Source organism: Francisella sp. 19S2-4, assembly GCF_036281795.1.
Lineage (GTDB): Bacteria > Pseudomonadota > Gammaproteobacteria > Francisellales > Francisellaceae > Francisella.
This window is the reverse complement of record NZ_JAWUZH010000015.1, coordinates 21287-47484: the sequence shown is the minus strand read 5'-3', so window position 1 is coordinate 47484 and position 26198 is coordinate 21287. Positions and strand designations below refer to the sequence as shown.

The following is a 26198-nucleotide window of genomic DNA, read 5'->3' as shown; positions in this document are numbered from 1 at the left end:
CAAATTTATTATCACTACCAAGCGACTCTTCTAAGCCTAAAAAGAAAAAATCCATAAAAATTAAAATACTAATATCTATAACATCTGTATTTTACAAAATATATCTAACAATTTGGGATATTAATTCAACAGTCTTTTAAATATAGATAATTTAATAAAAAAATATTAAAAAAATTACCTAATTATATCTTACAGTAAGATTTTAGATCTCTTAAAGTGATTATAAAAAAGCAAAAAAATAGCTGTATAAAGCTATTTATCTAGCAAATATTATTGATAGACTGAACTCTGGTAGATTTATTTAAATCAAATTAAAAGAGGTAAGATAATTATGAAACAAACGAAAGGGTATGTATATATTATAATGATTCTTGGTGCTTTAGGAGGTATCTTGTATGGTTATGATATAGGTGTAATGAATGCAGCAGTAATTTTTATAAATAAAGAGATAATAATGTCTCATGCTCAAGAGTCTCTACTTCTAGGTTCTGTTCTTGGTGGAGGAGCTTTAGCTACTTTATTTGCAGGTAAGGTATCTGACTTTATTGGTAGAAAGGTCTCTATTTTAATATCGTGTGTGATCTTTATACTAAGTACATTTATTATTATGAATGCACATGGTTATGATAGTTTATTAATTGGAAGATTAGTGCAAGGAATAGCAGTAGGTATTGTTACTATAGTTATTCCTTTATATATTGTAGAAGTTATACCAGAAAACCTTAGAGGTAAGGGAATTGCCTTATTTCAGCTAATGCTTACACTTGGCATAGTTGGTGCTGGGTATGTAGGATATGAATTTACTAAATGGTTTCCTAGTAATGGCCATTGGAGAGATATGTTTGGGACATCTATGGTGCCTGCAATTATTCTTTTAATCGGCGGAGTAATATTTTTACCAACATCATCTAGATGGTTATTTATGAAAGGAAAAGCTGAAAAAGCAAAAATTAATCTTTGTAAAATATATAGTGAAAGTGTAGCTGAGCAAGAGTATGAGAAAATAAAGAAAAGTATCGGTGATGGAGCTACATTCCAAGATTTCTTAGCAAGTTTTAAGGATAAGAAAGTTGTAATACTTTTTGTATCAGTAGCGTTAATTGCTATGTTACAGCAGCTAACAGGAATTAATACATTTTTACAATATAGTGCAAGTCTACTAGTCCAATCTGGTTTGACAGCTTCAACAACCGCAGTATTTAGCTCTACAGCAATAATGTTAATTAACTTTATTGTAACTATTATTGCTTTATTTTTAATTGATTATGCTGGAAGAAGACCGTTAGTTTTATTTGGAACTTTTGTAGTATTTTTAGCATTAGCTTTAATGGCAATATGCTATTATGCTTTAGGTGCTAGTTCTTTAAAAGGCTATTGTATGTTAATACTTCTATGTCTATTTATAATAGGCTATGCTGTAGGTCCTGGTGTGTGTATTTGGGCTTTATTATCAGAGCCACTTCCAAATAAAATGAGAAGTGTGGGGATGTCGATTGCTCTTTTCTTGAATTCTGGAATGTCATTCTTATATGGTTCTTTATTTTTACCATTATCAGCACATATTGGTTTTGCAGGTTTATTTGTTATAAGTGCTATTTCTGCATTGATATACCATATTCTTGTTAGAAAAAATATTCCAGAAACTGGTAATTTATCTCTAGAAGATATTGAGAGTAACTTATATAAAGCATAAGAGGATAGTATAATGTTCATAACTGATGAAGATGTAATCAAATTTAAAGAAGAAGGTGTAGTAATAAAGAAGCTTTTTTCTGAAGAGCAAGTAGAGAAGCTTAAAAAAGCTGTTTATGATTCTTTTATTCCTGAGTATGTTAAGAAAGAAAAAAAAATGGCAAATATTCAATTTTTGCAACCAAGAAATAGAGTAGATGCTTTACAAGAAGTTGCTGCAAATAAAGATATTCTAGAGGCTTGCTCAAAATTACTAGAGGGTGGCGAGCCCGTGATTGGAGGAGCTTCACTTTTTTATGGAGAAAAAGGAATAGAATATATTCAGGGTTGGCATAGAGATTTACTCCATGTTCCTGAGGATGAAATAGATGATTTTTGGTTTACAAAAGATTATCATCATAATAATGTACAAATAAATATAGCTTTAAATCATGATGAAAATCTTTGGTTTATTAGAGGCTCTCATAATCGCAAATTTACTGAAGAAGAAAAGAAAATCTTTGGTGATTCAAAAGTAATGGCGGATGTTAAATATAAAGATTTACCAAATGCAGAAAAAGTAGTTTTAAAACCTGGAGAAGCAGCATTTTATAATAACAATGCTCTACATAAAGGTTATGCAGGAACTTTAAAATCTGATAGGATGGTTGTTCATTTAGGTTATCATTCGAATAAATATGATCCGACATTTAACTTTTGTGTGATAAATCATCATGAGTTTACACCAGAATATTTAAATAGTTTGTCAAAAGGTGTTGAAAAATTATTACAAAATCATATCCTTGATAAGGAGCAACATCCTGAAGTAGAAAGGTTTTACCAATTACATCAGCAATTTATAAATAGTGCATTTGAGACAAAGGAGAAATAGAGTAATGAAGGAAGTGCGGTGGGGAATTATCGGTTGCGGTAAAGTCACTGAGGTTAAAAGTGGACCAGCTTTTTATAAAGTAGAAGACTCTAAATTAGTCGCTGTGATGAGAAGAGATATTGAATTAGCTAAAGATTATGCTAAAAGACATAATGTACCTAAATATTATGATAATGCCGATGATTTAATCAACGATGATGAAATTAATGCTGTTTATATAGCAACACCACCTTCCTCTCACAAAGAGTATACTATAAAGGCAGCAAAAGCTGGCAAAGCAGTATATGTCGAAAAACCAATGGCAATGAACTATCAAGAATGCTTGGAAATGATAGCTGTTTGTAAAGAAAATAATGTACCATTATACGTGGCGTATTATAAAAGATCATTACCGAGGTACCAAAAAATAAAATCATTAATACATGATGAAAAAGTTATAGGTAATCCACGCTTTGTGAATTGTGTGCTTTATGATCCTTTTGAAAAAAGATACCAAGATCCAGAAAATTTACCATGGCATGTGATTAAAGAAATCTCAGGAGGAGGACTCTTTATGGATGTTGGTTGTCATACTTTAGATATTTTAGATTATCTCTTAGGTAAGATAGTTGGTATAGAATCACAAGTGACAAATCAAATTAATAAATATCCAGTTGAAGATAGCGTAGCTATTAGTTTTTCTTTTGAAAATGGTGTCGTAGGAACAGGTATTTGGAATTTTAGTAGTTATACCAGATACGATAATATAGAAATAATTGGAGATAAAGGTAAGATAAGTTTCTCAATGTTTGGAGAAGGACCTATAAAAATTGAGACAGAATCTCAAACACAAAGCGTTTCTTTAAAGCATCCAGAAAATGTTTCTATCGATATGATTGAAGATGTTGTTAATTCAATATTAGATAATAAAAACCATACACCATCTTCAGCAAAAATCTCTGCAAGAACAAATAAGTTAATTGATAAAGTTTATAGTTGTTAGTTTTTATATAAAAATATTCTAAAGAATTTTTATTTCTCCACACCAGCAACATAATATATCACAACCATCTGGGCCAGAGGTTACAGAGTGCTCTGATTTAATAGGATTAATAAAAAAATCTCCAGTATTGAAACTACCTCTTTCATCATTCATGGAGCCTTTTATAACATATACCCACTCTACATCTGGATGAAGATGTTTTGCTAATTTTGCATTAGGATCTAAGCGAATAAAATCTATTTGAAAATTTCTATTTTCATCTCTAGCTAAGAGCTTTTTTGAAACCCCTTCTTTAAAAGCCTCAACTGTTATATCTTTTACATTTATTTTCATGTTATTAACTTATTTCAAAATCATATTTAGATTATATGGAAATTATAAAATAGTATCTATAAAGTTTATCAGTGTTATGTTAATTAAGTTTTAGAGATAAAAAAGAATTAAAAAGTTACAAGAAATTTAAAAAATACTCATTGATTCACACATCATTACAAAGCAACAAATACAAATTATTAGAGTAATTATATTAAACTGATATTTTTTTGTCGCTAGAGAAATGACTAACCAACTTAACATTCCCCAAATAATACCTTGAGATATTGATAGAGTTAAAGGCATTAATGCAATAGTTAAAAATGCTGGAACTGTTTGTGAAATATCATCCCATTCTATAAATCTAACAGAGCAAAGCATATGACTACCAATAACAACTAATGCAGGAGCAACAACAAACATAGGTACCATCTCTACAAGAGGTGACAAAAATAGAAATGGAATGAATAGTATTCCAACAGTTATTGCCACTAAACCACTTCTTCCCCCTATAGAAATACCAACAGCAGATTCAACATAAACTGAGGATGGAGATGTTCCAAACAATCCTGAAAATAATGATGAGAATGAGTCAATAAGTAAAGATTCTCTCATTCTAATAGGGTTGCCATTTTTATCTAAAGTGTTAGCTGTACTAGCTAGTCCAACTAAAGTTCCAGTACTATCAAAAATATTTATAAATAAAAAAGAAAATATTGCAGGAATAGCAGCTAATTTTAAACTGCCAAGCCAATCTATTGAGAAAAATAAAGAAAAATCAGGCATAGAAAAGATATGGTTAGGAATTTCCATAACAGTAGCTGTATCTAATAATCTACCAAAAGGTAGAGATAGTAAGCATCCAACAAAAATCATAATTAGCATGGCAGTTTTAACTTTTCTGGCTGTTAGAATAATTAATAAAAATAGACAAATTATAAAAATTCCAGTTTGAATAGAAATAGGAGCAATGTCTAATAGTGATGATGGAGATTTTTCAATAAATCCTGCGTTATAAAAACCAACTAAAGCAATAAAAATGCCAATTCCTGCACCGATACCATTTTTTACTCCTGCTGGGATAGCATCTAATATTTTTGCGCGAATATTAAATACTGCAAGTAACACAAAAATTACTCCTGACCAAAATACAGTTCCTAAGGCTGTTTGCCAAGGTATATGCCAAATGTCCACGATTGTGTAAGTGAAAAAGACATTCATCCCCATTGCAGGAGCGACAGCATATGGATTTTTTGCATATAAACCCATAGCTATTGATGATAAAGCTGAGATAGCAACAGTACTTGTTACAATTGCACTAGCAGGCATGCCAGTTTGACTTAATATTTTTGTATTAACAATGATAATGTAAATCATCGTTAAGAAGGTTGATAAACCTGCTATGATTTCTGTTTTAAGAGAGATATATTCATTGCCAAATAGTTTTTTCATTAGGAGTTCCACGTTAAAATAATTGATAGCAAACGTAAGTTAGTATTTTGGTTATATATTACTCATTAAAATCTGGTGTAAGAGCAGATCTTCTTTTATGATGACTACGGTTATGCCAAAAGCTTATTCTTTCTAAAGCTTTTTCAGAGACCTTTTTACCATCTAAGAAGTCATCAATCTCTTTATATGTAACTCCCATTTCATCTTCATCTGTTTGACCTTGCCATAGTCCAGCTGATGGAGCTTTATTTAAAATGTTCTCAGGAACTTCTAAATATTTACCAAACTCGAAAACTTGAGATTTTTTTAAATTAACAAGTGGAAGAATATCTGCAGCACCATCTCCAAATTTTGTAAAATATCCCATATACCATTCACAAGCATTATCAGTACCTATAACTATACGATTATTTTGTTGTGCATATGCATATAAATACATCATTCTAAAACGTGCCTGAGCATTGCCTTTTATTACATGTTGACGATTGTTGTCAGAATTTGTGAAAGTTCCTGTGGATTCTAGAAATGTTTCATATACAGGCTGGATAGGGACTATGAAATAGGGGATATTTAGCTTGTCTATAAGCTCTATAGCATCATGCATATCTTGATCTTGATTATTCTTTGAAGGCATTATTAGAGCCGTTACAGGAAGATTTGTTCTGACAGCTAGTGAAGCAGCTACAGCTGAGTCTATTCCTCCACTGATTCCAATTACAAAACCCTCTGCAGGATAATCTAAACAGCTTTTTTTAAGCCAAGCTATCATTTTTTTTGAATAATTTTCTATATCAAAATTTTTTACAATGTTCATTTTATATCCTTTAATTAATTTACTAAAACTAGCCTATCAGAATTAATTTTTTTTCTACCTACTTTAGCTTGAGGAGTATTATTTAATTCAACGCAGTCACCAGTGAAACCAATATTTACTTTTAATAAAGAACTTCCAATACCATATATATCTACAGGAATATTTTCATCATTAAATTTTTTTACTTTATTATAATCAAAATTTCCAGATGCTATAATTTTTACGTGTTCAAAGCCTTGTTGATCAAAAGATTTTCTTAGAGCTTTTATTAGTTTTGGACTTACTCCTTTATTATTAGGATCATCTATTTGATCTTTATTTTTTAAAAAGTATTTATCAGTTATATTTGGAGATGTATCTACTCGTACTGCAAAAAGCTTATTACCAAATTTCTCAGCTACTGCAAGTGAGTCTGCGATCACATCATTATTATAATCGACTAAAGCAATCAGAGGCTCATCAGGAAAAGCATTTACATATGCTTGACAAGCATTTATTAGGTTACCATTGAAGCTTTGTATTAATGCATGAGGCATAGTTCCTACACCTGCTTGACCAGTCCATAGACCCATCGCATCAGTTGCAACTTTGGTAATTCCTCCTATATTTACAGCATATCCATCACCTGGTTGAGTCAGAAATATATCTTCTCGATCACCCATAAATATTATTTCTTGGTTTTGTTTAAGTAATTTTGTATATCTATATGCATTTGTAGCTAAGCTTGTTCTTCTCGCTAAAATACCATCAATTATTCCTTCGAGAAGTCCAAAATCTTTGTATTTTCCTTTTATTGTTAGTACAGGTTCAAAGGCAGAAATTTTATCACCATCATTTAAAGCTTTAATTTCTAGAGTATGATAGTTTGACGCGAATTTCTTAATTAAAGCTAAAGATTCATCAATACCACAAAGTATTACTTGATCATGACGTTGAAAAAATTGTATTAAAACAATATCAGATGAGTTTTGTAGGATCTTTTGAGTTTTAATAAAATATTTTGCCGAATAAATACCGGTTGATATCTTAGGGTCTAATTGAAATGTTTTATCAGTAAGTCTAGCTATTTTACCTGATTTTTTTAGTATAAATTCATGCTCTGTCATGATAAGTATTAAATATATTCTAGATATGAAATAATTATATCACTCTTTATATAGCCTGTTGATAAGATAAGTTTTTATTTAGAGAACGCAGGGTTATCCATATGAGGTTTATCATAATTATCAACATTGTATCCAGCTCCTAGAGACTGGTATAGGTTTGAGACACTAATCAAAGATTTTAATTTAGCTTGATTAGCTTGCATTTGTTGATTAAGAACATTGATGTAAATTCCTAAGTATTGAGCTTTACTAATTGCTCCTAATTGGTACTTTCTTAGAAGTATTTGTTCTTGTTTTCTTGTTGAATCTAAAGAGTTCATTTGCTTCTCATAATTTTTCTTATCAGCTACTCTTTGTGATAAATCATTATCAACATCTTCAAATGCTTTTTGTAAGGTATTAATATAATCATAATATGCTTGATAGAATTGCGATTTAGCTTTATCACTGTCTGCCATGATACTTAGGTTAAATATCGGTACTGCTGCAACAGCTTCAGCTGCCCAAGCCCAAGCATTCATTGTTGCAAGCTGTCCAATAGCTAGAGTAGCATTACCAAACGTACCAGTTAAATCAATACTTGGGAAGAATTGCGATCTTGCTAAACCAATATTTGCATTTGCTATTTTTAGTTTATATTCTGCAATAGCAATATCAGGTCTATTTTCTAATACTTGTGATGGCAGGTTTACAGGGTTTTCAACATTAGCATTTATCTGATCAAGAGTTCTCACTGTAGATATTTGGCCAGGGTTTCTACCAGTTAAAATCTTAAGGGTATTATTAAAGTGAGTAATATCATTCTTAATAGTAGCAACTTTACCTTTTTGAGCTTCTAATTGTTGTTTAATAAGCTCAGGAACTAAAGGTGAACTTGCTCCTAGTTGATGTTGGCGCTCAGCATAGTAATATAATATTTGCATCTTATCGACAAGTTGAGATTGAAGCTCTAGCTGTTCTTTAGCTGTTATTAGAGAGAAATAAGCTCCTGTAACTTGAGTAATTATTGCTAAGCGAGTAGCATTAAGAGCGATCTTTTGCGTTTTCTCAGTAAATCTTGATATTTTTCCTAATTGGAATTCTCTAACAATGTTAATAGTATAACTAGGAATAATCCCTGCTACAGATCCACCAAATAGATTCGAGCTTGGAGGATTTACATTTGGAATACTTACATTAGAGCTAGTATCAAATGTCTGAGCAATAAAACCTCCACCACCAACACTTGCTGTAGGTAACCAGCCATAGTCAGCTTTATTTACTTCAGCTTGAGCTTGTAAAACATTACCAATAGCAACTTGAACTTTATTATTATCTTTTAATGCTGTGGTTATTAGGTTATTTAATGATGGATCATTAAACTCACGCCACCATGCGATTTTTGTTAAATCCCAATCTTTATTAACTTCTCCAGCAGCTTTGCTTTGACTATTCCAAAGAGCAGGAGTTTTTACTTTAGGTTTCTCATACTTAGGATCAAAGAAGCTACAGCTAGAAGTTATCAATACAGTAGCAATTAAAGCTGTACGAAAAAAATTTTTTTTAATCATATTTTATTGTTGCCTATAGTGTATTTATTTTAACTGTTGCACTTGCACCGACTCTAAGTGGATAATTAGGATCATCTTTAATCGCTATTTTTACAGGGAAACGTTGTGTAACTTTCACCCAGTTTCCAGTAGCATTTTCTGGAGGAAGTAATGAAAATACCGAGCCTGTTGCATAGCTTAGGCTCTCAACTTTACCTTCATAAGTATGGTTATACATATCTAATTCAATTTTAACTTCTTGACCAGCTTTAATTCTATCAAGATCTGTTTCTTTAAAGTTAGCATCTATCCACCATTTTTTACTATCAATAAAACCAAACAGCGGTACACCTGGAGAAATTAGTTGTCCTTTGTAAGTTTTAAAATTAGAAATATAACCATCAGAAGGAGCTGTTAAAGTTGTATATCCAAGGTTTAAGTTAGCATTCTCATAGTTCATTTTTGCAGCGCCAACTTGGGCTTTTGCTATTTCTACTTGAATCAATGCTTGCTTTAAAGATGATGAGGCTTGATCTTGAGCTTTTTCTGCTTGGATCTTCTGATCTATGTATTTTTGAGCATCTTGTAATGAACCAGCATCAGCTTTATATAGTTTTATATATCTATCTGCCATTTTAATAGCTGTATCTAAAGAAGCTTGAGATTTTACTAAGTTAGATTTTGCAGAACTCACTTGTTCTTGAGCTACAAAAAGTTGTCCTTTTGCTTGTATTACTTTAGAGTTAGCTTCAGAAACTTGAAGTTTATAGTTTTCAGGATCTATTTGAATTAACTTGTCTCCTTTATGGACATATTGGTTATTTTTAATATATACTTTTTCAACATATCCACCTACTTTTGCTGAGATATTAATTAATTTTGCATTTACATATGCATCATCAGTATTAGGGAATATTTTATTATATTTATAATATCCATATATACCTAAACCTGTTGCAATAATTATGCCTAAGCCTATAGCTATCTTTTTAGGTGATACTTTTGAACCTTTTTTATTTTCTAAGTTTTCAGGTTGTTGTTTATTATCCGACATTCTTAATTCCTATTTCTTGTAAAATAATTTAATGCATCACAGCTGCGGGAGCATTTTTTGGAGGCTCTTTTAATAAAAATGGTACGACAGCTAATATTAAACTAAGCACACCTACAACATAAAATGAACCAATATAACTTAATAAACTCCCTTGATGTGTTACTTGTTGTTGAGCCATAGCAATAGCAGCTGTATCTGAGATTGGTAAACTATGAACCCAAGTTTGGAAATTCTGGTTTAAGTAGGAAACATTTTGCCCTAGTTCTTGGAAAGAAATTTGTTGATTTCTGGAAATAAAAGTTGCAACAAATGCTGTACCAACAGAACTGCCAAAATTTCTAAAAAAGTTAAATGATCCAGACATATCGCCCATATCTTCATCTGCTACACCTATAACAAGTACACTCATGAATGGTATGAAGAACATCATCATTCCTAAACCTTGAATAGCTGTTGTTGTTATAATGGCGAACTCATTAACTGAAGCCGCGAATTTAGCTTGCATTATGCATGAAATACCAAAAATAATCATTCCTAAGCTAATAGTTTTTCTAACACCTAACTTTTTCATTAAGACTGCTTGTGCTAGACCAGCACCAATAACCGCTGCTACGCCACGAGGAGCTGTGATATAACCTGCTAAATCAACAGGGTATCCATATACTTGTTGTAACATTGTTGGCAAATAAGCCATAGCAGCAGAGAATAAGAGTACAAACATAAAGCATAAAAAGCAGGCTATAACAAAATTCATATTTTTAAAGATTCTAAATTTAACAACAGATGAATAGATCAATCCTCGCCAAATAAAGAAACCTAATGAAACCATAGATATAGCAAATATGATAATTAATTTAATTGAACTAAACCAGCCGTCTGTATTACCGTTATCTATGAAGAACTCTAGGCAGCCCACCCCGATAGCTAGAAATCCAAAGCTAACGTAGTCTATTTTAATTTTTTTAATTTTTGTGGCTTCCATCATAAAGAAGATTATGATAAAAGATATGATACATAATGGTACATTTACATAAAAGATCCATTCCCAAGACATATTTTCACAGATAGCTCCTCCTAATACAGGACCAACAATAGGACCCATAACGATAACCATACTATAGACAGTCATCATCTTATTATATTCTTCATTTTTAAAATTAGTTGAGATATATGTCTGTGCAACTGATGGTAAAAAAGCACCACCTATACCTTGAAAAGCTCTAAATATAATCATTTCTGTAAGAGATGTTGATAAGCCACACATTATAGAAGATACACCAAATATTACAGATGAAACTAAAGCAACTCTTTTTATACCATATTTTTCAATTACTAAGCCTGATAATAATATAAAAATTGCTGCCATTACTATATACATAGTAGTAACATCAGCTATCGTTTGAACATTTGCACCAATAGCTCCCATGATTTGAGGTATTGCAACTGCTACAATAGTTAAATCAACAATTTCAGCTAGAGCAAGCAAGCTTATTGCTATTGCAACTATAGATCTTTTTTGACTCCAGAATCCTGTAGTATTATTTGTATTTGTTTGCATAGCTTTGGGAATATTACTTTTATTTTGTTACAAAAAACTTAGTTTTACTATTACCCTATTTAAATAGGGTATTAAAAAAATATTTAAGGTATTTAAATTAACTTAAAATTATTGCACAATTTATACTAGGTATTATAACATTATGGGGACAAAAAATATTGAAAAATGGCCAAAATTGTTCTGGTGTGGAAATTTCTTCTTTTGGTGACTGGTTAGATGGCCCATCAATTTTAGCAGTAAAGGGTGGAAATTCTCCAGAAAGTGAGAACCAAATAAACTCCAAAGAAAGCAATTGGCATCAACATTTACGTGGGAAAATATTTTGTGTGGAATCTGGACTTGTACACGTTAGTACTCCTAATGGTTCGTGGGTTTTACCTTCAAATAGAGCTGGTTGGGTGCCACCAAATATATCACATAAAATACGTGTAAGCGGTACGGTTAGTGGTTGGGTAATTTTTATATTGCCAAATATTTGTGAGACTTTACCAAGTACATCACGTGTAATAGCTATGAGCCAAGTACTTAGAGCATTGGCTTTAAGAGCTACAGAGTGGGATAAAAAAGATAAATTAACAGAAGAGCAAGAACATATAGCAACAATTATCTGTAATGAAATTAGAAGAGCTCCAGAAGAGGCATTACATTTACCAATGCCAAAATCACAACGCTTATTAAAAGTTGCAAATGCGATAATTGATAATCCTACTATTAATAAAAGCTTAGATGAGTGGGCATCTTTTGGAGCTATGTCATCTAGGACTTTGCGAAGAGTTTTTTTGACAGAAACTGGCTTAAGTTTTTCACGTTGGCGCCAACAAGCTCAGTTAGCTCATGGTTTAGATATGTTGGCGCAAGATATACCAGTAACAGAAGTGTCAGATTCATTAGGATATGCATCACCTAGTAACTTTATAGCAATGTTTCGCAGAGCATTTGGTAAAACACCTAAGCAGTATTTTTTAGGAGAGGGTAATTAGATTATAAAAAGTCGTTTTTAAGTTTTTTAATATCAATTTTACCGGTGTTGTTCTTAGGTAAAGCTTTGACAAAGATACAAGTTTTTGGAACCTTATAACTTGCTAGCTTTTCTTTACAATGATTGATTATATCTTTTTCAGTTAATTTAGAGCCTTCTTCTAGAGAAATAAATGCGATTGCTCTTTCTCCTGATGTTTTAGATTCTATTCCTGTTACAGCAACTTCTTTAATATCTTCTAGTTTGAGGATACATATTTCTATTTCGCGAGGATATACATTAAATCCAGATACAATAATTATATTCTTAAGTCTATCAGATATTGTTAAACGGCCTTTTCTATCAATATACCCTATATCTCCAGTTTTTAACCAACCATCTTCAGAAAAATATAGTTTATTATTATTTTCATCATTCCAGAATCCTTGGCATTTTTGAGGACCTTTAAGCCAGATCTCTCCTTCCTTGAAGCATTCATCTATTTCTTCTGAGGTTTCTATATCTCTAATACTTAGTTCAGTTCCTGGAATAGGGTAACCACATGTACCAAAGTAGTCATCTTCAGATATGCTAAACTTATTTAAAGATATAGCTGGAGACATTTCTGTCATACCATATCCTTCTTTTAGTTCCACTCCTGTTCTATCTAGCCATTGTAGATATACTTTACGTGAAATAGGCATTCCGCCACTTAAGGAATGTTTATATTTTGTTTTATTAATTTTTTCAAAGTCAGGATGCTCTAGCATAGCCATGTAGAGAGTATTTAATCCATTAAATATAGTAAACTCATTTTTTGACATTGTTTTTATTAAATCTTTAATATCGCGAGCATTTGGGATTAGAACATTTTTAGCCCCAGCAAAAAAGAAACAGAATAAGTTAGCACTTAGTGAAAATATATGATACAGAGGTAGTGCTGTAATAAGAACTTGCTCAAATATATTTACATCATGTTTGATCCAAGCCCAAACTTGCTGTACATTAGATGCAACATTATCATGTGTAAGAATAGCGCCCTTAGGTTTACCTGTTGTACCACTAGAGTATTGTAAACATAGGATGTTATCTTTACTAATATTTGGTTTTTTATATAGTTTTTTATCTGCTTTTAGAGCTCTTGTAAATTGTATAAAGGTGTTTTTATTATACTTAGGTTTATCTTTAATTATATGCTTAGAAACGAATCCTATAATTTGTCTTTTTGGAAAAGGATATAAGTCAGCAATATTTGTAACTATTATATTTTCTAAAGAGTTAATATTTATTCTTGCTTTTTCAATATGGTGAGCAAACATATCCATTACAATAGCAACTCTTACATTACAGTTGTTAAAAATATCCTCTAACTCATCTGACTTATAAAGTGGGTTAATATTAACGAATATGGCACCTATTTTTATACAGGCAAATAAGCAAGCAGTAAACTGTAAACAGTTTGGTAAAACTATTGCAACTCTATCGCCTTTTTCTATACCTAGATCATTTTGGAGAAAGCTAGCTATTTTTGTTGCTAAGTCATCTATTTGTGAAAAAGATAAATTAACATCATGACAAGATACTGCCTCTCGATAAGGATATTGAAGTATTGCCTTTTCATATAAATCTAAAAGAGTATAAGTATTTGGTTCTACATCTTTCGGGGTATGCTCTGGATAGTTAGATAGCCAGGTCTTCTTAGAAAATTTACTCATGATAAAAAATAAAATTAGTTATTAAGAGTTATTTTAGCAAAAAAATATGTTATTGAAATAAGTTTGAATTATATATCTTGAGAAATAGGTCTTAATAGACTAGTTATTAAAATTTAATTAATAACAAATTATTTTTATTTTTTTTCAGTAGTATATAGCTAATAGATGAAACATATTGGCCACTATTTCTAGAATAGAAATAGTATATTTAATCTTTAAGAAAATTAATTATGGAAATTATATTTATAGGTGCTGTCTCCGCTTTAAGTATTCTTTTGCCTAAATTTATCATAGAGAAGTTATTTTTTTCAAAATATTCCATTTCATTTTCACTAAAACCTCCTTCAGGTCCAATAAAAATATTAAATTCATGTGAATTTTTTATTTTGATTTCAAAATTATTTATAGTTTTAGAGTATGGACAAAGTGTTAAATTCAAAGATTCTGGATTTAGGTTTATATCTTGTAAATTTAAAGGAGCATGTATTTTAGGAACAAATACACGTCCACATTGTTCTGTTGCTGAGATCGCTATCTTATTCCATCTTTCTAATTTTTTATCAAATCCTTTTTTATCAAACTTATGGTTTGTATATTCTGTTATAATAGGGTAAATATTATTTACTCCTAGTTCAGTAGCTTTTTGAATTACAAGTTCAAAGTTTTCATTTTTAATTAGTGATTGATATAAGTTTATAGAATAAGAATTTTCATTTTTTATTTCTTTCGAAGATATTACTTCAAGGTCAATATTCTTATTATTTATATTTGATATTTTTGTTTTATATTGATTTCCATCTAAACTATTAAATAGTTCAACTAGATCATTTTTTTTAAGTCTAAGGACATTCTTAAAGTAATTATAATATTCTCCAGATATTGAGAGATTTTTTGTATCATTTGAAATTTCAGTAAAAAAGCCCCTAATAGTTCTCATATAATTAAAATTTGTTAAAATATTTATCCTTTATTATAAATTTTAAAATAATTTAAAAATAGGAAAATTATGAAAATATTTAATAAAAGTTTTATGACTAATTTAATTGCTTTACTTGTAGCATTAGTAGGGTGGTATTTAGCTGATAAACATATAGAAAATATAGGATTTTATGCTTTATCTGGAGCATTAACTAATTGGATTGCTATATATATGTTATTTGAGAAAATTCCATTTTTATATGGTTCTGGGATTATTCCAAATAAATTTGAAAGCTTTAAAAAAGCTATAAAAAAAATGATAATGGAACAATTTTTTTCTTCAGAGAATTTGAATAAATTTTTAGCTGGAGATGAAGTTAAGAAGTATATTAGCAATGTAATAACTTCAAAGATTAATTATGATAGACTTTTTGACAGCTTTGTAGAAATGCTTATGAGCAGTAAGTATGGCTCGATGATAGAAATGTTTCTAGGAGGTAAAGAAGCTTTAGAAGGTTTAAGAGAGCCTTTTATTAAAAAAATAGATACTAAGATTTTAGAGCTTGTTAGTGGGTTAAAGATAGATAATCATGAGGTTTCTAAAAAAGCTAGTGAGAAAATAGAGAAGCTTATAGATATTCGCTTGAATGAGCTTACTCCTCAAATGATCAAGGAAATAGTTCAAAAAATTATACGTGAACATTTGGGTTGGCTTGTTGTTTGGGGTGGAGTGTTTGGAGGGTTAATAGGCTTAGTAGCGAGTTTTATTGCTTAGTAGCTATATTAAATAGAGTAGGAGGATTAGATTTTAGTGCTTTGCTATTGCTTTCTTTTTGCTCTTTAAGATTTTTAATCAGCCAAGGTTTTAGCTCAGAAAAAATATGAGCTAGAGCATTGTTAGTTAACTCAGCATATTTATAAGCATTTACATCATTACTAGTAATTGCATGATTATATTTTATTGTTTTAATTACAGCTTTACCAGTTTTCTCATTTTTTAGATAAAAAGTTATATAAAAGAAGAATTGGTTATGATCTAAATCTAGTACTGGACCATATGGCGTAGTGCCAGATAATGTAAAGTCTTGACGGATATTAATATTTTGAAAAGCTAGACTACTTACAATATTATTGTCTAATATATACTCAAAAGCAGCTACAGTTAACATTTTAGATACTGGCATTGACCATGTACTGTTTTTGAAATCATGAAGCTGATCATCTTTGACATAAAACATCTGAGTCGATTTTGAGACCAGAGTTTGTATATTGTAGACAAGTAAGGTTGTATCAACGCTAGCATTCTCAGCATCAGGTAGAGAGCTTTGCTCAAGTTGCTTACTGTAAATTATATATTCTTTTTCATTAGGAACTTTTACAGGATCTCCAACTAATGAAAAAGCAAATATTTTCAAAGGTAAAATTATTACTAAGCTTGTTAGTAATAGGTTTCTAATATTTTTATTAATTATCATGTTCTACACCTCTAACAATAATTGAAGGATCATATTGAAGCAGTCTCATAACATCGTTTAATCGAGTAATGGTCTCTTGGCTTTCAGTCATTGTGTCATTAAAGTTCATAAGAGTTCTATTGAAATAGATAGATGAGTTACTTAAGTTGTAAAGTAGTATGTTTATACTATCTGTAAACTCATTGAATTTATCTAAGTTTTGTGGTGACATCATTTTATTAAACTTTGCAGATATCTGGTCTAAAGAATCTGCTATTGCACCAACTTTATTCATAATACTAGTAAGTTGAGAAGGCTTAGATTTAATAACGGTTACTTTATTCTTTTTATTATCCACTAGATCTAGACCTACATCATTTTTGCCGATATCTAATGAAAGTTCTATGACTGATTGACCTGTGATTCCGACTGTTTGTAATGTAGCAACAGTTTGTTTGTATATAGGGATATCGCTATTTATTTGCATGTATACACTAACGAGTTTAGGATTTTTCTTATTAATAGAGATATCACTAACCTTACCAACATTAAAACCTTTATATGAAACTGTTGAGCCAACATTTAAGCCAGAGATGCTAGAAAAATTTGTCATATATGTAGTTGTTGATTGATTCTTAAATCCTCCTGATAAGAAGAAACCTATAAATATCATTACAAATACCATGAAAATCACAAATAATCCTGCGATAAGGTTCTTTATACTATTTTCATTCATTATATAAGCTCCTAATATTTTCCATCATTATGTGGATCAAAAAATTTTCTTATACTTTCGTATTGGGTTTGTTGAGAAACAAACTTAACTGTATCGTGTAACATTATTCTTTTCTCATCCATATATATTATATCATCGACAATACGCCAAATAGTGTTTAGATCGTGAGTAATCATAACTACTGATATTTTAAGCTCTTCTTTTAAATATAAAATAAGTTCATCTATTGCCTTTATTGAAAATGGATCTAGTCCAGCATGAGGCTCATCTAAGAAAACAACTTTAGGATCTAGAGCTATAGTTCTCGCTAAAGCAACTCTTTTTAACATTCCTCCGCTTATTTCAGAAGGATATTTATTAAAAGCTTCTTCTTTGAGGCCTACCATTTTTAGTTTTATAATAGCTATGTCTGTAAGTATATCTGTGGGAAGTTTTGTATGCTGTTTTAAAGGGAATATAACATTTTGTAAGTTTGTTAAAGATGAGAAAAGAGCGCAATGCTGAAACATCATGCTCATATTGCTTGATATTTGTTTGCGTTTAATAGGGTTATCAATTAGTTTAGATATCTCTTGACCAAGTAGGAAAATTTTACCAGAGTAAATAGGTTGTAGCATGAGGATTTCTCTCATTAATGTAGTTTTACCACATCCACTAGCGCCAATGATACAACTTATTCTATCAGGAGGGATATCAAGGTTTAGATCTTTATGGATCCATTCTTTACCAAACTTTGTACAAAGGTTTCTTACTTGAATAAGATTTTCATTCATCATAATACTCCCTTATCCTACACCATTTAATGCTACTGCAAAGATAGCATCAACAAGAATTATTAAAAAAATTGAGTGAACAACACTTGTTGTTGTAGCTCTACCAACACTTTGAGAATCTCTTTTTACACTAATACCTTGATGACAGCCAATTCCTGCAATCACTAGTGCAAAAAAAGGTGTTTTAAGTAGTCCTATATAAAAGTGATCAACATTAACATGAGTAAATAGTCTTTCAATAAATTGTAAAGGAGCTATTCCTGCAATTACATCCATAATAATAATTCCACCAATTATATTAGCAATCATCGCTATAGTTGTAAGTACTGGTAGACTTATAATCAAGGCTGTAATTCTTGGTAAAACTAAACGTTGTATAGGATCTTCTCCGATTGTTTGAAGAGCATCTATTTCTTCATTAACTTTCATAATTCCTATTTCAGATGTAAAGGAAGAACCGCTTCTACCAGCAATAATAATAGCTGTAAATAAAGGAGCAAACTCTCTAAAAGATGAAACACCTAGCATATCAACAACAAATATTTGTGTTCCATACTGTTCCATTAAGCCGAGAGGTAAGTAGGTTAGAACTAATCCGACAATCAATGATAAAAGTATAACTATAGTTAAAGCTTTAATTGTAGAGTCATAAGCAATGTCTAGAACAATACTAAAAAAAGATTTATAAGGTTTGCGAATTAGATTAAGATAGCCAATAAATACAGCACCAAGAAATACTATACTGGCTTTAATTTCAGATAAAAGATTATTTGTATTTTTGCCTAGAGTATAGATACTATTAAAAACTACATTATTAGATTTGCCCACAAGCTCTTCATCAGACTTGGATGGAAAGTTTCTAAAAACGATGTTAATTAAGTTTTTATTCTTATCATTATTAGTTATTATTTGTTCTTTATTTAAACTTAGATTTTTAGCTATTTTAATTATAAAATAAGCCCCTGCAGTATCTAAACTTTTAACTTTTGAAATATCTAAATATTTTATATGATTTCCTATCTTCTTATAAATAGCTTTTGGTTTAACTTTTTTAAGTGTTAGGTCTCCTTCAAAATAAATAGTATCTTGATCTATTTTAAAATCCATTCGCTATATGAAGAGTAAAGTTTAATACTTTAAATATACTAAAAAAGGTAGATAATACCAATAGTTATAATGTTGTTTTAACAATATTTAATGGAATTATATTGTGTTAAATTATTTAGTTCAATTATGTTAAGAAGTCGCTCTCTATACTCTTTAGAACCTATTTCTGAATAATTTTCAAGAGTATCAAATAATGCTGTGTGAGGTAATAAATTATTATTTACCTTATATCTTATTATTCTAAAATCTTTAAAATTAGAGCCTGTATTTAATCTGTGATAATAACCAAGAACACTATCGCTAGCATTATTAAAAACCTCTAAGTATACATTTGCATCTAAAGCTTTTGCGCCACAGCCTGTAGAGTAGCAATGTAATCCAAAATAGTTATTATAATCTTTAGCAAATCTAGATGTTCCCCAGCCACTTTCTAATATTGCTTGAGCAAGAATAAAACTTGTTGGAACATTATCAACTTTTAGTTCTAAAGATTTAAGTTGATCTGAAATATTAGAATCTTTTTCTACCTTATAATATCTAAGATATTCATCTAATACATGTAGCTCTTTTTTATTTAAATTATGCTTTTTCTCATTAGCTTTTTTAAGATTTTCTATTTGTTTTTTTTCTAAACATATTTCTTTGTTTGCAATTTCTATGGCAGCTAACATATATTTTATAAAATTAGCTTTTCTTTCTTCAGAATCTTTAATATCAGAAAAGTTTGGTTTTTCTAATATTTTATGATGCTTTGATGCTATGAAAAAGTTTTCTGTAGGATATTTTATTTTTTGTTCAAAAGATAATACCAAAGCAAGTAGTATTAGACATAAAGAGACGCAAAAATATTTTAAAAAACATTTTCTATTAATCATATTCGTATTCATAGTCATCTTCCTCAAAATATTCTATAGTTTCTCTTAGCTGATCTCTCAAAATTAGCATATCTTCAGGTAGCTTACTTTTAAAGTTGACAACTTTTTCTGTAATAGGGTGAATAAAAGATAACTTATAAGCATGTAAAGCTTGTCTTTGTAAATCTTCAATACCTATTTTGTTTAATTTTACAGATGATTTATTATACGTTTGGTCGCCAACTAAAGGGTGTTTGATGCTTTTCATATGAACTCTTATCTGATGAGTTCTTCCAGTTTCAAGCTTACATTCAACTAACGTAAACCCATCATAGATTTCGATAGGTGTATAATGTGTAATAGCTTCTTTACCTTTATAGTTAATAGCCATTTTTGTACGATTGTTTGGATCTCTTCCTATTGGCTCATTGACCGTACCTTCGTAGTATATCTCACCTTCAACTATAGCTAGGTATCTACGCGATACTTTTCTACTAGATAGTTGTTGTACTAAACTATGATATGCAATGCTACTTTTAGCAGCAACCATTAACCCTGATGTATCTTTATCTAAACGGTGTACTATACCTGCTCGAGGTAATTTATCTTGGTTTTCATAACGATGTAGCAGAGCATTCGAAATAGTACCAGACATATTGCCAGCACCAGGATGCACAATCATATCAATAGGTTTATTTATTACTACAATATCATCATCTTCATATATTATATCTAAGTCAATATCTTCCGGATGCCATTCATTGGTCGGTAATAGTTCAATATTTATATCGATTTGTTCATCACCTAAAGCTATATACTTAGGTTTGGTAATTTGACCATTAATAGTTATTGATCCTTCTTTTATCCATTTTTGTATTTGAGAACGAGAAAATTGGTCAAATAAGTTGTTTATTACAACATCAATTCTTTTGCCAGCATCTTCTGGTTGTAGAATAATGTTTTGATGAAATTTACTAGATAGTGTATTATTTGGCATGTTAAATGTTTTGTATGTTTTTATAAAAAATAATAATTCTATTGAGAATTATATAAGAAAATTCTAAGGATAGTTAATTTAATGACCAGGTTTTTATATTTACTAGCAGTTATTTTGGCTGTTTTGACATTAAGCTCTTGCGGACCTAAAAAAGATAGTGAGTTACCCCAAGTTTATACAGGTTATACAGCAAGCTTTATTTATGCAAAAGCCCATCAGCAAATGCAGAATGAAGAATATTTCGATGCTATTCGATCATATAAATCTTTGGTTGCACAATATCCATTTACTCCATTAGCAGAAAAAGGCATGGTTGATTTAGTTTATGTATATTATATGGATGATGAGTCAACAATGGCCTTAGCATTAGGTAAGCAATTTATCAAAATGTATCCATACAGTAAGTATAAAGGTTATGTCTACTATATGATTGGTGTAGTAGGATTTGAAGATGGTAGAGGTATGTTACAAACTTATGCACCATACGATATGAATTATCATGATCCTACAGGTTATGAAGATGCATATACGAACTTTGAAAAAGCCATACAATTAGATCCTACGGGTAGTTTTGTACCAGATGCTAAACGTAGAATGGTTTTTACTAATAATATTATTGCGCAACATTATGATGATATAGCTCATTTTTATTATAAAAGAGGTGCTTATAATGCAGCTATTGATAGAGCTTCTCAAGTAATAAAGAGTTATCCACAAAGTATAGTAGTTCAAGATGCATTAATATTAACAATAAGATCTTATAATAAACTTGGATTATATGAGCAAGCTAAGGATAATATTAGAGTTCTTAAAAAGAATTATCCTAATAATAAATTCTTAAAAAATCTAAGACCAGATGGAACAGAAGAGCCTACTTGGTATGATCAGTGGTTTGGATGGTTATAGTTTTTGTTTTTTCCAGTTGATTTTAAAAATATATAATTACAAAAGTTTATAGGGCTTACTAATTCTTAATAATAAATAACATATAACTAAAAGACTTTTTTTTGAGTAGATAATAACTTATATTGTTTATATAGTTAATTTGATGACTCTATTTATATATGTACAAGAAATTACTAATATGCTCTTTACTAGTTTCTTCATTAACTTTTAATTATGCTAATGATAGTTCTTTAGATAAATCGAAAAAATTACAATCTGCTGGTTGCCGCTGCTTACCATTTCAATCTTGTTGGCCAAGTAAGCAACAATGGGATACTTTAGCAAAATCTTTAAAAGGTCGTTTAATACAGCCATCGACACCTTTAGATAGTTGTAAATTAAATGAGAATAGCAAAAATTGTAAGTTATCTATAACAAAAGTTAAAAATCCTTTTTATTTACAAGCAGAACCTGGTAGAAATGAATCTCAAGGTTGGTATGGGGCATGGGATAATAAAGCAAGTGTCTATGCTGTTGAAGCAGCAAATACAAATGATATTGTTAAAGCTGTTAATTTTGCGAGAGAACATAACTTGCGTCTAGTTATTAAAGGAGCAGGCCATGATTACTTAGGGAGGTCAAATGCACCAGATTCTTTATTAATTTGGACTCATAATATGCGAAATGTTAACTATGATAATCACTTCCATCCGCAAAACTGTCCGAAATCTAAAGAGTATTCTGCTATAACAGTCGGTGCTGGGACAAGATGGCTTGAAGCATATGATGTTGTTACAAATAAACATCATGAATATGTTCAAGGAGGAGGTTGTACAACGGTTGGTGCAGCTGGAGGTTTTCCTCAGGGCGGAGGTTTTGGAAGTTGGTCAAAAGAATTTGGTACGGGAGCTGCTGGAATTATACAGGCTGAAGTCGTTACAGCTGATGGTAAGGTAGTAATTGCTAATGAATGTCAAAATCAAGATTTATTCTGGGCTATTAAAGGAGGTGGCGGAGGAACTTTTGGAGTTGTAACTAATTTAACTCTAAGAACTCATAAACTCCCAGAACATTTTGGTTTAATGAGTGGTGAAATATCAGCAGATAGTGATGCAGAGTATAAATTATTAATTACAAAGTTTCTTTCGTTCTATTATTCAAATTTAAATAATAAAAACTGGGGAGAGCAATTTGCTTTTCGACCAAATAATAAATTAACGATTGCAATGGTAACTCAAGACTTAACTCAAAAACAAGTATTAAATGCCTGGGAATTTTTTAAATCTTGGGTAAAGAGTCAGCCAAATTTACATTATAAAGTTAAATATATAGATATACCTCCAACACAAATTTGGAGTTATGATTTTTGGCATAAGAATTACCCTAATATGGTTGTAAAAAATACTGGACCAGATGCTCGAAAAGGAGAGTTCTGGTGGGCATCAAATACTGGAGAGGTTTTTGCTTACTGGTATACTTATCAATCATGGTATTTGCCCGAATCATTATTTGATCCTAAAAATATTACAAAGACGGCAGATGTTTTTTATAAAGTATCTAGGTTAGCTCCAGTATCGATTCAAATAAATAAAGGCTTAGCTGGGGCATCTAAGCAGGCTATAGAACTAACTAAAAAAACATCTATGCATCCTGGCGTATTTGATGCGGGAGCTTTAGCTATTATGAGTTATAGTAGTGATGCGCCTCAAGTAGATAAGCCAAAGATGACTCCAGAAATTAAAAAAAGAGTTGATGATATATATAAGGCTATGTCTATGATTCAGAGTTTAGCTCCTAATGCAGGTACTTATACCAATGAGGCAGATTATTTTCAGAAAAATTGGCAGAAAGTCTTTTGGGGAGATAATTATTCACGCTTATTAAATATTAAAAATAAATATGATCCTCAAGGATTATTCTATTGCCATCATTGTGTTGGTAGTGAATATTGGCAAGAAGGGGGAATGTGTAAGAATTAAGAGTTTTGATTTTTTACATTAACAAATTTATTAAGATGTTCACTGTTAAGGTCTTTATTATCCATAAACTCTTGTAGATGTTGATTCATATATTTATTAGCTTCTTGAGAAATATGCTCATTTACTTTATCAGACTGTATGTCTTTAGCAGTTACACCAGGGATACCAAGGTCCTTATTAATACTGCTGATCATATCATTATAATGCTGCTGGCATCTTTCAGGTTCCGCAGTTGAGCTTTGTTTTGTTGCGGCATTAGCATCTTTTGCACAGTTATAAACTACTAAGTTTCCTCTATAGAGCTTTTCATATGTAAAAGCATCCTTACCTTTTAATGCAAGCAAGGCATTTTCTCCATTATCAGCAGCATACGCAGATAATGTAAAAACTGATAAAGACAGTAGTAAAATTATTTTTTTCATATGAGATCCTTTTGTATTTTAAATATCTATTTTTAATTAAGAAGTTTAATAAATATTTTTTAATATTTCTATTTATATACAGGGAATTTATTACAAAGCTCTAGAACTTTTGCTGCAGTTTCTTTTTCTGTTTGTTCATTACCACAGTTAAAAACAACATCCGCTAGTAAGTTTGCGATAAGCTCACATTCTTTTTCTTTGAATCCTCTAGTTGTAATAGCTGGACTTCCTATTCTTAGACCGCTAGTTACAAAAGGAGAGCGAGGATCATTAGGTATAGAGTTCTTATTAACAGTTATATTTGCTCTACCTAGAGCTGCTTCAGCTTCTTTCCCAGAGAATCCTGTATTGGTAATATCTAAAAGAAGTAGATGGTTATTAGTGCCACCAGATATGATGTTTATATTGCGTTCTTTTAACACTTTCTCAAGAGCTTTAGCATTTTTTAATACTTGTTTTTGATATTCAACAAAACTAGGTTCTAAAGCTTCTTTAAATGCTACTGCTTTAGCAGCTATTACATGCATTAAAGGGCCACCTTGAATTCCTGGGAAAATAGCTGATTGGAATTTTTTTGCTAATTCAGGATTATTATTACAAAGAATCAACCCACCTCTAGGGCCTCTTAATGTTTTATGCGTAGTTGTTGTAGCAACATCAACATATGGGAATGGATTTGGATATAGTCCTGTAGCAACTAGACCTGCAACATGGGCAATATCAGCCATTAAAACAGCATCGACAGAATCAGCAATTTCTCTGAATTTTTTCCAGTCAATAATTCCTGAAAATGCAGAGAACCCAGCAATAATCATTTTTGGCTTATGTTCTTGAGCTAGTTTAGCTACTTGTTCATAGTCAATATCACCATTTTCATCTAGGCCATACTGGATAGAGTGATATATCTTTCCTGAGAAATTAACTTTACTGCCGTGAGTTAAATGACCACCTGCACCTAAATCCATGCCTAGTACTGTTTCACCTGGCTTTAAAACAGCATTATATACAGCCGCATTTGCTTGAGAACCAGAATGAGGTTGTACATTTGCATAATCAACGCCAAATAGTTTTTGTGCTCTTTCAATAGCTAATCTTTCAGCGATATCAACAAATTCACAGCCTCCATAGTATCTTTTACCATGATAGCCTTCAGCATATTTGTTTGTAAGCTGAGATCCCTGAGCTTCCATAACAGCTGGGCTTGCATAGTTTTCTGATGCGATAAGTTCAACATGTTCATGTTGTCTTTTAACCTCAAGTTCTATAGCATCAAAAATTTCTTTATCTGTATTTTTTAAGCTATTTTTTTCAAAGCTAAACATATTTGGCGATCTCCTGATATTTTTTAGGTGGATAAAATAAATTAAACGTTTAAAATTATAACTTATATTATATGTATATAGAAACAAATTAAATAGAACCTATGAGCAAAGTTATTGATCTTGATGAAATAGAACGTTTAGAGAGAGAGGAAGAAAACTCTCATTATAAAGCTGTAAAAAGTAAAACAACAATAAAAAAAGATGCTTTGGAGTTGACAGACTTCGGTAGATCTCTTATAGAACTTAATAACCAACAGTTAGATAAACTACCAATATCAGATAGTTTGAAAGCTAATATTATCTCAGCAAAAAATCTACAAAAGATAGCTTTAAAAAGACAAATTCAGTTTATAGGTAAGCTTTTACGAAAAGCAGATAATGTTGATGAGATCCACAAGGCTTATGATATTCTTGTAAATAAAGATAAACAAGCGAATTTACAGTTTCAAAGATTAGAGAATATTAGAGATAATCTTTTAGATCCTGATAAAACAAATGAAACCATTGAAAAACTAATACAGGAGTTTCCTGAATTAGATATTCAAAAGTTAAGACAGTTGATTAGAAATCATCATAAAGAAGTAGAAAAAAACAAGCCGAGAAAGTCTTTTAAAGAGATTTTTAAGTTTTTGAAAGAATTATATGTTAGCTAAAAGTAGATTAAAACGAAAAAAGTATAAGTTTTATGTATAATGTTTTAAATATTAT

25 protein-coding genes are annotated in these 26198 nt (G+C 30.5%); 8 read left to right on the top strand and 17 right to left on the bottom strand.

Features of this window, described 5'->3' with window-relative positions; translation table 11 throughout:
- Nucleotides 1-331: 331 nt before the first annotated feature.
- From R8535_RS04885 to R8535_RS04875, 3 genes are read left to right on the top strand one after another with little or no spacing between them, the layout of a single operon-like run.
- Complete coding sequence (locus R8535_RS04885) at nucleotides 332-1693, top strand: sugar porter family MFS transporter (protein ID WP_329497030.1); 1362 nt, start codon at nucleotides 332-334, stop codon at nucleotides 1691-1693.
- A 12-nt stretch (nucleotides 1694-1705) separates the two neighbouring features.
- Complete coding sequence (locus tag R8535_RS04880; protein WP_329497028.1) at nucleotides 1706-2563, top strand: phytanoyl-CoA dioxygenase family protein; 858 nt, start codon at nucleotides 1706-1708, stop codon at nucleotides 2561-2563.
- A 4-nt stretch (nucleotides 2564-2567) separates the two neighbouring features.
- Nucleotides 2568-3545 (top strand): Gfo/Idh/MocA family protein, encoded by a 978-nt coding sequence (locus tag R8535_RS04875; RefSeq protein WP_329497026.1) that lies wholly within the window; start codon nucleotides 2568-2570, stop codon nucleotides 3543-3545.
- An 18-nt stretch (nucleotides 3546-3563) separates the two neighbouring features.
- Here the strand turns inward: R8535_RS04875 and R8535_RS04870 are convergent, their stop codons facing one another.
- The 7 genes from R8535_RS04870 to R8535_RS04840 form a co-directional block, all read right to left on the bottom strand.
- Nucleotides 3564-3878 carry a cupin domain-containing protein gene (locus R8535_RS04870; protein ID WP_329497024.1) on the bottom strand — a complete coding sequence of 105 codons (315 nt, stop codon included), beginning with the start codon at nucleotides 3876-3878 and terminating at the stop codon, nucleotides 3564-3566.
- 126 nt (nucleotides 3879-4004) lie between these two features.
- The gene (locus tag R8535_RS04865; RefSeq protein ID WP_329497021.1) at nucleotides 4005-5309 is read right to left on the bottom strand and encodes an NCS2 family permease; all 1305 of its coding nucleotides are present in this window, start codon (nucleotides 5307-5309) and stop codon (nucleotides 4005-4007) included.
- A 58-nt stretch (nucleotides 5310-5367) separates the two neighbouring features.
- Nucleotides 5368-6123, bottom strand: a complete 756-nt coding sequence (gene nadE / locus R8535_RS04860; RefSeq protein ID WP_329497019.1) for an NAD(+) synthase — start codon at nucleotides 6121-6123, stop codon at nucleotides 5368-5370.
- Between the two features lie 14 nt (nucleotides 6124-6137).
- A complete protein-coding gene (locus tag R8535_RS04855; protein WP_329497018.1) occupies nucleotides 6138-7229 on the bottom strand; it encodes a nicotinate phosphoribosyltransferase in 1092 nt (363 codons plus the stop codon).
- 74 nt (nucleotides 7230-7303) lie between these two features.
- A complete protein-coding gene (locus R8535_RS04850; RefSeq protein WP_329497017.1) occupies nucleotides 7304-8779 on the bottom strand; it encodes a TolC family protein in 1476 nt (491 codons plus the stop codon).
- Nucleotides 8780-8792: 13 nt separating this feature from the next.
- Nucleotides 8793-9812 (bottom strand): HlyD family secretion protein, encoded by a 1020-nt coding sequence (locus R8535_RS04845; protein ID WP_329497015.1) that lies wholly within the window; start codon nucleotides 9810-9812, stop codon nucleotides 8793-8795.
- A gap of 28 nt (nucleotides 9813-9840) precedes the next feature.
- Nucleotides 9841-11370, bottom strand: coding sequence for an MDR family MFS transporter (locus R8535_RS04840; RefSeq protein ID WP_329497014.1), 1530 nt, complete (start codon nucleotides 11368-11370; stop codon nucleotides 9841-9843).
- Between the two features lie 158 nt (nucleotides 11371-11528).
- Here R8535_RS04840 and R8535_RS04835 point away from each other — a divergent pair, with 158 nt between their 5' ends.
- Nucleotides 11529-12350, top strand: coding sequence for an AraC family transcriptional regulator (locus tag R8535_RS04835; RefSeq protein ID WP_442902161.1), 822 nt, complete (start codon nucleotides 11529-11531; stop codon nucleotides 12348-12350).
- Nucleotide 12351: 1 nt separating this feature from the next.
- Here the strand turns inward: R8535_RS04835 and R8535_RS04830 are convergent, their stop codons facing one another.
- Entirely contained in the window at nucleotides 12352-14043 is a 1692-nt protein-coding gene (locus R8535_RS04830; RefSeq protein WP_329497013.1) for a long-chain-fatty-acid--CoA ligase, read from the bottom strand.
- A 208-nt stretch (nucleotides 14044-14251) separates the two neighbouring features.
- The gene (locus tag R8535_RS04825) at nucleotides 14252-14980 is read right to left on the bottom strand and encodes a 16S rRNA (uracil(1498)-N(3))-methyltransferase (RefSeq protein ID WP_329497011.1); all 729 of its coding nucleotides are present in this window, start codon (nucleotides 14978-14980) and stop codon (nucleotides 14252-14254) included.
- A 69-nt stretch (nucleotides 14981-15049) separates the two neighbouring features.
- Between R8535_RS04825 and R8535_RS04820 the strand changes: the two genes are divergently transcribed.
- A complete protein-coding gene (locus R8535_RS04820) occupies nucleotides 15050-15736 on the top strand; it encodes a DUF445 domain-containing protein (protein WP_329497009.1) in 687 nt (228 codons plus the stop codon).
- On the opposite strand, the gene R8535_RS04815 is transcribed toward R8535_RS04820, so the two are convergent.
- The 6 genes from R8535_RS04815 to rluD form a co-directional block, all read right to left on the bottom strand.
- On the bottom strand, nucleotides 15726-16436 hold the full coding sequence (locus tag R8535_RS04815) for a hypothetical protein (RefSeq protein ID WP_329497008.1): 711 nt from the start codon (nucleotides 16434-16436) through the stop codon (nucleotides 15726-15728). The genes R8535_RS04820 and R8535_RS04815 overlap by 11 nt on opposite strands.
- Nucleotides 16426-17151, bottom strand: coding sequence for an MlaD family protein (locus tag R8535_RS04810; RefSeq protein WP_329497006.1), 726 nt, complete (start codon nucleotides 17149-17151; stop codon nucleotides 16426-16428). Before R8535_RS04810 ends, R8535_RS04815 begins: the two co-directional genes overlap by 11 nt.
- A gap of 11 nt (nucleotides 17152-17162) precedes the next feature.
- The gene (locus R8535_RS04805) at nucleotides 17163-17924 is read right to left on the bottom strand and encodes an ABC transporter ATP-binding protein (RefSeq protein WP_329497032.1); all 762 of its coding nucleotides are present in this window, start codon (nucleotides 17922-17924) and stop codon (nucleotides 17163-17165) included.
- A gap of 12 nt (nucleotides 17925-17936) precedes the next feature.
- Nucleotides 17937-19031 carry an MlaE family ABC transporter permease gene (locus R8535_RS04800; protein WP_329497004.1) on the bottom strand — a complete coding sequence of 365 codons (1095 nt, stop codon included), beginning with the start codon at nucleotides 19029-19031 and terminating at the stop codon, nucleotides 17937-17939.
- 77 nt (nucleotides 19032-19108) lie between these two features.
- Nucleotides 19109-19906: a glucosaminidase domain-containing protein gene (locus R8535_RS04795; protein WP_442902162.1), complete on the bottom strand. Its 798-nt coding sequence runs from the start codon at nucleotides 19904-19906 to the stop codon at nucleotides 19109-19111.
- Entirely contained in the window at nucleotides 19899-20882 is a 984-nt protein-coding gene (gene rluD / locus R8535_RS04790; RefSeq protein WP_329497001.1) for a 23S rRNA pseudouridine(1911/1915/1917) synthase RluD, read from the bottom strand. Before rluD ends, R8535_RS04795 begins: the two co-directional genes overlap by 8 nt.
- An 81-nt stretch (nucleotides 20883-20963) precedes the next feature.
- Here rluD and R8535_RS04785 point away from each other — a divergent pair, with 81 nt between their 5' ends.
- Both R8535_RS04785 and R8535_RS04780 read left to right on the top strand, forming a co-directional pair.
- On the top strand, nucleotides 20964-21788 hold the full coding sequence (locus tag R8535_RS04785; protein WP_329496999.1) for an outer membrane protein assembly factor BamD: 825 nt from the start codon (nucleotides 20964-20966) through the stop codon (nucleotides 21786-21788).
- Nucleotides 21789-21946: 158 nt separating this feature from the next.
- Nucleotides 21947-23746: an FAD-binding protein gene (locus R8535_RS04780; RefSeq protein ID WP_329496998.1), complete on the top strand. Its 1800-nt coding sequence runs from the start codon at nucleotides 21947-21949 to the stop codon at nucleotides 23744-23746.
- Here the strand turns inward: R8535_RS04780 and R8535_RS04775 are convergent.
- Nucleotides 23743-24168, bottom strand: coding sequence for a hypothetical protein (locus tag R8535_RS04775; RefSeq protein ID WP_329496996.1), 426 nt, complete (start codon nucleotides 24166-24168; stop codon nucleotides 23743-23745). The genes R8535_RS04780 and R8535_RS04775 overlap by 4 nt on opposite strands.
- A gap of 68 nt (nucleotides 24169-24236) precedes the next feature.
- Complete coding sequence (glyA, locus tag R8535_RS04770) at nucleotides 24237-25490, bottom strand: serine hydroxymethyltransferase (protein ID WP_329496994.1); 1254 nt, start codon at nucleotides 25488-25490, stop codon at nucleotides 24237-24239.
- Nucleotides 25491-25591: 101 nt separating this feature from the next.
- Between glyA and yjgA the strand changes: the two genes are divergently transcribed.
- Nucleotides 25592-26143, top strand: a complete 552-nt coding sequence (gene yjgA / locus R8535_RS04765; RefSeq protein ID WP_329496992.1) for a ribosome biogenesis factor YjgA — start codon at nucleotides 25592-25594, stop codon at nucleotides 26141-26143.
- Nucleotides 26144-26198: the final 55 nt, after the last annotated feature.

Excerpts from the sequence above, each read along its gene's own strand:
- R8535_RS04885 (WP_329497030.1), top strand. The coding sequence starts at position 332 with ATGAAACAAACGAAAGGGTATGTATATATTATAATGATTCTTGGTGCT.
- R8535_RS04880 (WP_329497028.1), top strand. The coding sequence starts at position 1,706 with ATGTTCATAACTGATGAAGATGTAATCAAATTTAAAGAAGAAGGTGTA.
- R8535_RS04875 (WP_329497026.1), top strand. The coding sequence starts at position 2,568 with ATGAAGGAAGTGCGGTGGGGAATTATCGGTTGCGGTAAAGTCACTGAG.
- R8535_RS04870 (WP_329497024.1), bottom strand. The coding sequence starts at position 3,878 with ATGAAAATAAATGTAAAAGATATAACAGTTGAGGCTTTTAAAGAAGGG.
- R8535_RS04865 (WP_329497021.1), bottom strand. The coding sequence starts at position 5,309 with ATGAAAAAACTATTTGGCAATGAATATATCTCTCTTAAAACAGAAATC.
- nadE (WP_329497019.1), bottom strand. The coding sequence starts at position 6,123 with ATGAACATTGTAAAAAATTTTGATATAGAAAATTATTCAAAAAAAATG.
- R8535_RS04855 (WP_329497018.1), bottom strand. The coding sequence starts at position 7,229 with ATGACAGAGCATGAATTTATACTAAAAAAATCAGGTAAAATAGCTAGA.
- R8535_RS04850 (WP_329497017.1), bottom strand. The coding sequence starts at position 8,779 with ATGATTAAAAAAAATTTTTTTCGTACAGCTTTAATTGCTACTGTATTG.
- R8535_RS04845 (WP_329497015.1), bottom strand. The coding sequence starts at position 9,812 with ATGTCGGATAATAAACAACAACCTGAAAACTTAGAAAATAAAAAAGGT.
- R8535_RS04840 (WP_329497014.1), bottom strand. The coding sequence starts at position 11,370 with ATGCAAACAAATACAAATAATACTACAGGATTCTGGAGTCAAAAAAGA.
- R8535_RS04830 (WP_329497013.1), bottom strand. The coding sequence starts at position 14,043 with ATGAGTAAATTTTCTAAGAAGACCTGGCTATCTAACTATCCAGAGCAT.
- R8535_RS04825 (WP_329497011.1), bottom strand. The coding sequence starts at position 14,980 with ATGAGAACTATTAGGGGCTTTTTTACTGAAATTTCAAATGATACAAAA.
- R8535_RS04820 (WP_329497009.1), top strand. The coding sequence starts at position 15,050 with ATGAAAATATTTAATAAAAGTTTTATGACTAATTTAATTGCTTTACTT.
- R8535_RS04815 (WP_329497008.1), bottom strand. The coding sequence starts at position 16,436 with ATGATAATTAATAAAAATATTAGAAACCTATTACTAACAAGCTTAGTA.
- R8535_RS04810 (WP_329497006.1), bottom strand. The coding sequence starts at position 17,151 with ATGAATGAAAATAGTATAAAGAACCTTATCGCAGGATTATTTGTGATT.
- R8535_RS04805 (WP_329497032.1), bottom strand. The coding sequence starts at position 17,924 with ATGAATGAAAATCTTATTCAAGTAAGAAACCTTTGTACAAAGTTTGGT.
- R8535_RS04800 (WP_329497004.1), bottom strand. The coding sequence starts at position 19,031 with ATGGATTTTAAAATAGATCAAGATACTATTTATTTTGAAGGAGACCTA.
- R8535_RS04795 (WP_442902162.1), bottom strand. The coding sequence starts at position 19,906 with ATGATTAATAGAAAATGTTTTTTAAAATATTTTTGCGTCTCTTTATGT.
- rluD (WP_329497001.1), bottom strand. The coding sequence starts at position 20,882 with ATGCCAAATAATACACTATCTAGTAAATTTCATCAAAACATTATTCTA.
- R8535_RS04785 (WP_329496999.1), top strand. The coding sequence starts at position 20,964 with ATGACCAGGTTTTTATATTTACTAGCAGTTATTTTGGCTGTTTTGACA.
- R8535_RS04780 (WP_329496998.1), top strand. The coding sequence starts at position 21,947 with ATGTACAAGAAATTACTAATATGCTCTTTACTAGTTTCTTCATTAACT.
- R8535_RS04775 (WP_329496996.1), bottom strand. The coding sequence starts at position 24,168 with ATGAAAAAAATAATTTTACTACTGTCTTTATCAGTTTTTACATTATCT.
- glyA (WP_329496994.1), bottom strand. The coding sequence starts at position 25,490 with ATGTTTAGCTTTGAAAAAAATAGCTTAAAAAATACAGATAAAGAAATT.
- yjgA (WP_329496992.1), top strand. The coding sequence starts at position 25,592 with ATGAGCAAAGTTATTGATCTTGATGAAATAGAACGTTTAGAGAGAGAG.